Below are 6,615 nucleotides of genomic sequence, written 5' to 3' on the forward strand. Positions count from 1 at the left end.
TGATCCTCGGCCACGGGATAGATGACGTGCTTCACCGTCTCCGCCGGCGAGCGGCGGGCGCCAATCTCGACCGTTTGCGGGTGGCGCATCGCCCACCTGATCAGCGAATCGATTTCCGGCGGAATTGTGGCGGAAAAGAGCGACGTGTGCCGGTCGCGCGGACATTTTTCCACGATCCGTCGCACGTCGGGGAGGAAGCCCATGTCGAGCATCCGATCCGCCTCGTCGAGCACAAGGAATTGGACGTGGTCGAGTTTGCAGGTGCCCTGCTGGATGTGGTCGAGCAGGCGGCCCGGCGTGGCGACGAGGATGTCAACCCCTTCGCGCAGGGCATCCTTTTGCCGGCCATACCCAACGCCACCGTACATCACGGCCACACGCAGGTTGGTGAATCGCGCCAGGTCACGGATCGCCGTCTCCACCTGCGCGGCCAGCTCGCGCGTCGGTTCGAGGACCAGGACGCGCGGGGCTTTGCTGTGCTGGCCTAGTTGGGAAAGGATCGGCAGGGCGAACGCGGCGGTCTTGCCCGTGCCGGTCTGCGCGCTGCCGATGACATCCTGTCCGGCGAGAATCAACGGAATGACGCGAAGTTGAATTGGCGTCGGCTCGACGTAACCCATCGCTTTGACACCTTCAAGAACCGCCGGGGAAAGGCCCAATTTGGTGAACGGCATGACGCAGACTACCCCTGGTGATTTGAGGTCGCCAGTCTTTCTTTCACGACACCGGGACAAGCCTCCATGTTCCCGCCGGCAGGCGTCCTTGGCGCCAAACAAGCTTTTCGACCGGAACGCAACGGCTGGCGGCATCTGCCGGAAACTTCAGGCCGGTTTCAGGTGAGAGGACTTCACAAAAATCGGCCAGCTTGCCCTCATGATTGTGGGACGCCGAGTACGTCAACAGTCATTTCGGAAGACTTCTTATGGTGGAAGGTGGCATGAATTTGAACCGTCGTGATGGGGATTTCGACCCATTTCCAACCGGGGTTTTTGCCCTACATGATGTAGTGGAATGTTGAATGTATCCTGCAAGGATTGCCGTTATCGCGGTTGTGTTGACGAAGGAAGCAAATGAAAACTGGAGGCCAGACTCGTTTATGAAATGAGCGAGTACTCGGCCTGAGTGTGTTATGCCAACATTTGGTGACTACGAGACAGTCGGCGAGCCGGCCGCGACCAGTGACCAGCGTGGTCACGTCTCGAACGTCTGGCAGGGGCGGAAAAGCAGTGCGCGTGATGGCCGGCTGTACGCCATTAAATGTTATGCTCCACGCTGCCTCAACCCAAAGGCGGGACAAACTGAAGGCGCGCTTGCTGAGGGTCGGGCCTTGGAGTTCCTCGAAGGCATCAAACAACTCAAGAAGGCCCACAGCGAAGGGTGCTGCCACCTGGCTCCCATCCACGCCTTCGGGATTGCTGATACGGGTGCGTGGTATGTCACCGATTTCTATCCGCGCGACACACTCAAGGCCTGGATTGCCCGCCGCGGCAGCGTGGACAGCGCTGCGTTGCAGCATGTCGTTTACAGCGTCGTTACCGGGTGCCTCGCATTGAAGCGGTCGCGCGGCTATTCGCATGGCAATCTGAAAAGCAGCAACGTGTTTCTGGTGGGCAAGCCGCGCCTGTTACGGCATACCCCTCTCCATCTCGCAGATCCTTATCCCGCGGCACCGTCTCGATTATCCCGCCTGGAGGACGACGACCGGCACGAACCGGGCGAACTGAATGACAAGGTGATCGAGGCCCGAGACCTGCGGGCCATTGGTGAACTGATTTTCGAACTGGTCGAAGGTCGGCTGAGCCAGAGTGGAGATGATGACGACTATCCGGTCTATCCCTCGCTGGCGTGGGGGCGTTTGGGAAAAGACCGGACACGCTGGCGGCTACTTTGCAACCGTCTGCTCGATCCCCGACTGTCGCTGGATAAAGTCAATCTGGAATCGCTCGCGAAAGAGTTTCGACCGAATCCGGTGTTGGCAAATCTTCCGATGATCCTGACCATGCTTGGCAGCATCTGTCTGCTCGCGGCTGGGAGCTTTTATGGAACCGAATTGATCCTCAAGGGTGGCGCCGAAAGGAAGGTCGAACGGGAGCGGCAGTTTGGTGAGGCGACGAATGCAGGGTGGGTGGCGTATCGCGCGGGCAATTGGACCCACGCGATTGCGGAGGCGGACAAGGCACTGGCGATTCACAGCGACGATGTCGGAATGAAGAAGCTGAAGACGGACGCCCTGGCGCAGCGCGCCGAACGGGAGCGCCAGTTTGGTGTGGCGAGGAACGCAGCGTGGGCCGCGTATCGTGTGGGCAATTGGACCAACGCGATTGTGGAGGCGGACAAGGCGCTGGCGATTCACGGCGACGATGCCGGAATGAAGAAACTAAAGGCGCTGGGGCAGGAGACGGCGGTAGCGGAGCAGGTCGAACGGGAGCGGCAGTTTGGTGTGGCGACGAATGTAGCGTGGGTGGCTTATCATGTAGGCAATTTGACCATCGCGATTGCGGAGGCGGACAAGGCGCTGGCGATTCACGGCGACGATGCCGGAATGAAGAAGCTGAAGACGGACGCGTTGTCGCAGCAGACGTCGGCGGTACAACAGGACCAACGCAAAGGGCAGTCTGGCGGGGCGACGAATGCAGGGTGGGCGGCGTATCGCGCGGGCAATTGGACCAACGTAATTGCGGAGACGGACAAGGCGCTGGCGATTCACAGCGATGATGCCGGAATCAAGAAGTTGAATGCGGATGCGTTGGCACGGCGAATAGCGGCGGTGCAACAAGCCGAACGAGAGCGGCAGTTTGGTGAAGCGACGAATGAAGCGTGGGCGGCGTATCGCGCGGGCAATTTGACCAATGCGATTGCGGAGGCGGACAAGGCGCTGGCGATTCACGGGGATGACGTCGGAATCAAGAAGTTGAAAGCGGATGCGTTGGCACGGTTGGCTTTCACTGGAGTGAACGAGCAACAGCCCGGCACACCTCCTCCGCCTGATAACGTCTCTGGCCCTGAACAACCCGAGCTGGCCAAACTCGATACCACTCTCGAAACGTATGAAGTGTTGTTTAGACTCAAACCTCCCGCGCCAAACATCGTGAGCAAGAATGGAACTCAATTGAAGCCGTTGCCGCTGACATTGATCCCATTGGACCAGAAGGCTGAAATCCTCAAGACACTCAAAGTATTGGAGTCTGGTTATCAAGCCAACGGATGGCTTCAACAGCGCAAGCAACGCCTCCAAAGTCTTCGAGGGAAAATAAAAGACTGGTAGCAGGCGAAATCGCAGTTTTCCCAGTGTCGCTTAATCGTACAGGGTAACCGCCAACTGGTAAGAAAGTGAAGAGCCGCGAAAAAGCGGGTTGCGATTCAGTCAGCGGGGCCAAATCAGGGTAGTAGTACTACCACTACCCAAACCAGAGAAAGTCAGACATCTTCCGCTTCGGAAAAGCTGGAGACACGCGCAGGATCGGCAGTCTAGAGTTTCGATACAACGCAATCACAATTTCTATGATGATCGGGTTCGCAATCCGGCGCTGTCAATGGTGTGTCGCGTGCCTGATCTGTTTTCCATCTTGTTTGTGCCTGTGGGCAACAATGCTTTCGAGTGAGACCCTGCTCGCGCAGGCCAATCCCCTCCAGCAATCTGGTGCGGGGCCGCCGTCCGGAACCGAATCCTCTCAAGGGGCGCCTGATCTTCTCGGCCTTCCACTAGTACGACCGACGCGGAACGAAATCTCAGTTTCCGCCGACTATCTCTTCGGACAGGGGACCGTTACCTTTCCAGAGTTATTCTCATTGCGAAATTCTGGTTTTGCTCTGGGCAGTTCGCCCGACGTCGGCATCGCCGACCGGAAGTCCGACTATGCCGGTGCCACGATATCGTATTCTTTTAATCAGGCGTGGTACCTCGACTTATCTTATGCGCGGGGCCACTCGAGCGCGGCTGGACCTGTCGTCTTGCTTAATGTCATAGGCGGCCCTCCGTCGGTCCTGCCTACGACCTTCAATATCGATGACGATTGGGATCAAGCCTACGTGCGATACACTTTCCCGGCATTGCGGTTCACGCGGTTTTCCGCCTATCTGCGAGCGGGCGTCAGCTTTGTTCAGGCGGATCTGCATGCCATAGACTCCAGGCCATCGCCGCTCGGTGGACTCTACGAGCAAACGGATCGAACCGAAGACATCCTCGGGAACGCCGGGTTTGGGCTTGTTTATTTTGTTTACCGGGGCTACCGCGCCAAACTTGGTCTGCAACTGGAGGGGGAAGGCTTTTACGGTCACCGCTCTCAAGACAGCCGCGAGGACTTACACAGCTTTGACCCCTATCCCATTGTGAATGCCAGGATTGACAATGATCTTTACGGCGGACTCGGGCGATCGACGGTCCGTTTTGAATACGCCCTAGGACGTCGCGGAGTATTCAAGCTTTTGGCCGACGCCGGCATGGAAGTCAAATACACGCGAATTGAGTATTCGGATTTTGACATCGGCACTCGCGACGAATTGCTGTGGGGACCTTACGCGAAGATCGGATTGAAGTACTCTTTTTAGTCAGCTTCGGAAGCCCCGGACCCGCAATTCGCGATTGTAAGGAACGCGGGCGCGCCAACAAACTTTGGCCTTGTCCCGGTCAGAAAGAATGCTCGGTGGATTCACCAGGCCAGCGAACCGCCCGTTTGATATTCGGTCACGCGCGTCTCGAAGAAGTTCTTCTCCTTTCCCAGGTCGATCGTCTCGCTCATCCAGGGGAAAGGGTTTTTTGCGCCGAATTTCGCCGGGAGTTCGATGCGTTCGAGCCGCCGATCGGCGATGTGTTGGACATATTCGCGGAACAGGCCGGAATTGAGGCCGAGGATGCCGCGCGGCAGACAATCCTCCGCGTAGGCGATTTCGAGTTCGACGGCCTGTTCAACGAGGTCCTGCAGTTCCTGCCGGAACTCCGCCGTCCAGATGGCCGGGTTCTCCGCCTTGATGCCGTTGATGAGATCGATGCCGAAGTTCAGGTGGATCGTCTCGTCGCGGAGGATGTATTGGAACTGCTCGCCAATGCCGGTCATGCGGTTCTGCCGGTGGAACGAGAGGATCATCACGAAGCCGCTGTAAAAAAAGATGCCTTCCATAATGACGTAAAAGCCGGCGAGGTTCTTGACGAAGCGCTGCATCCCCTCGACGGTGGCCGTGCTGAAACCGGGCTGGAGGATGTCCCCGGTGAGTTTCATCTCGAAGGCGTCCTTGTCGCGAATCGAATTCACCTCGTGATACATGTTGAAAACCTCGCGCTCATCGAGCCCGAGCGATTCACAGATGTAGTGGAAGGTATGGGTGTGGATCGCCTCCTCGAATGCCTGCCGCAAAAGATACTGCCGCGCCTCCGGATTGGTCAGGTGCTGGAAGATGGCCAGCACGATGTTGTTGCCGACCAGACTCTCGGCGGTGCTGAAGAAGCCGAGATTGCGCATGATCACGAGGCGTTCGCCGGCGCTGAGCCGGTTCGACTTCCAAAGCTCGATGTCCTTTTGCATCGGAATTTCGGTGGGCATCCAGTGGTTGGCGCAGCCATTGAGATAATGTTCCCAGGCCCATTTGTATTTGAGCGGGATGAGCTGGTTCACATCCACGGCCCGACAATTGAGGAGACGCTTCTCTTCGGCATTGACGCGTTTGGTGAGGTCGCGGGTTTCAGGACGCTGGCTGATGGTATTACAACAGGACATAATTTGTGTGTTGTGGTTTGAGTTCAGGAGAATCGTCGCCTGGGGACCGGCATGGAGAATCGGGAGCGACCACGCCACCAGTCGGCATCCGGACACATCCGACCAGTGGTGGGCTCAACCGGCTCTTTGTTGAACAACGGGTCCGGCGTCATGGCCAAGGTGTCGGAGCAAGAGCGCCCCGCGCCGCGCGCGCGGCAGCAATCAGATTGATCAACGCCGGTTTGACCTCCTCCCAGCGCCGCGTTTTCAATCCGCAATCAGGATTCACCCAGAGACGTTCCCGGGGAATCACTTTTGCGGCGGCGCGGATCATGTCGAGCATTTCCTCTACCGAGGGGACGCGCGGCGAGTGGATGTCCCACACGCCCGGCCCGATGTCGTTCGGGTAGCGGAATCGCGCAAACGAGCCGAGCAATTCCATGTTCGAGCGCGAGGTCTCGATGGAAATCACGTCGGCGTCGAGGGCGACGATACTCTCGAGGATGTCGTCGAATTCGCAATAGCACATGTGCGTGTGGATTTGCGTCTCATCCCGCACGCCTCCCGCCGCGAGACGAAAAGCGTCCACCGCCTCGCGCAGATGCTCCGGCCAGTCAGCGCGCCGGAGCGGCAGGCCCTCGCGCAGGGCGGGTTCGTCAATCTGGATGATCGGCAGCCCGGCGGCTTCGAGTTCATGGACTTCATCGCGCAGTGCGAGAGCGATTTGTTTGGCTGTCTCGCTGCGCGGCTGGTCATCGCGCACGAAGCTCCATTGCAAAATCGTGATCGGACCCGTGAGCATCGCTTTGACCGGCTTGCGCGTGAGCGATTGCGCGAACTTCGACCAGCGCACCGTCATCGGTCCCGGGCGCGACACGTCGCCGTAAATGATTGGCGGTTTGACGCAACGGGAACCGTAGCTCTG

General features: G+C 58.4%; 5 protein-coding genes. 2 read left to right on the forward strand and 3 right to left on the reverse strand.

Features of this window, described 5'->3' with window-relative positions; translation table 11 throughout:
- The coding region (locus VN887_01445) for a DEAD/DEAH box helicase (GenBank protein ID HXT38665.1) at positions 1-674 on the reverse strand (674 nt) is incomplete at its 3' end.
- A 455-nt stretch (positions 675-1,129) separates the two neighbouring features.
- Between VN887_01445 and VN887_01450 the strand changes: the two genes are divergently transcribed.
- Both VN887_01450 and VN887_01455 read left to right on the forward strand, forming a co-directional pair.
- On the forward strand, positions 1,130-3,265 hold the full coding sequence (locus VN887_01450) for a hypothetical protein (protein ID HXT38666.1): 2,136 nt from the start codon (positions 1,130-1,132) through the stop codon (positions 3,263-3,265).
- Positions 3,266-3,588: 323 nt separating this feature from the next.
- Complete coding sequence (locus VN887_01455; GenBank protein HXT38667.1) at positions 3,589-4,548, forward strand: hypothetical protein; 960 nt, start codon at positions 3,589-3,591, stop codon at positions 4,546-4,548.
- Positions 4,549-4,649: 101 nt separating this feature from the next.
- Here the strand turns inward: VN887_01455 and VN887_01460 are convergent, their stop codons facing one another.
- Both VN887_01460 and VN887_01465 read right to left on the reverse strand, forming a co-directional pair.
- Positions 4,650-5,711, reverse strand: coding sequence for a ribonucleotide-diphosphate reductase subunit beta (locus VN887_01460; GenBank protein ID HXT38668.1), 1,062 nt, complete (start codon positions 5,709-5,711; stop codon positions 4,650-4,652).
- Positions 5,712-5,859: 148 nt separating this feature from the next.
- A partial coding sequence (locus tag VN887_01465; GenBank protein ID HXT38669.1) for a 5-methyltetrahydropteroyltriglutamate--homocysteine S-methyltransferase occupies positions 5,860-6,615 on the reverse strand: 756 nt, incomplete at its 5' end.

It is taken from the genome of Candidatus Angelobacter sp. (assembly GCA_035607015.1).
Classification (GTDB): Bacteria; Verrucomicrobiota; Verrucomicrobiia; order Limisphaerales; family AV2; genus AV2.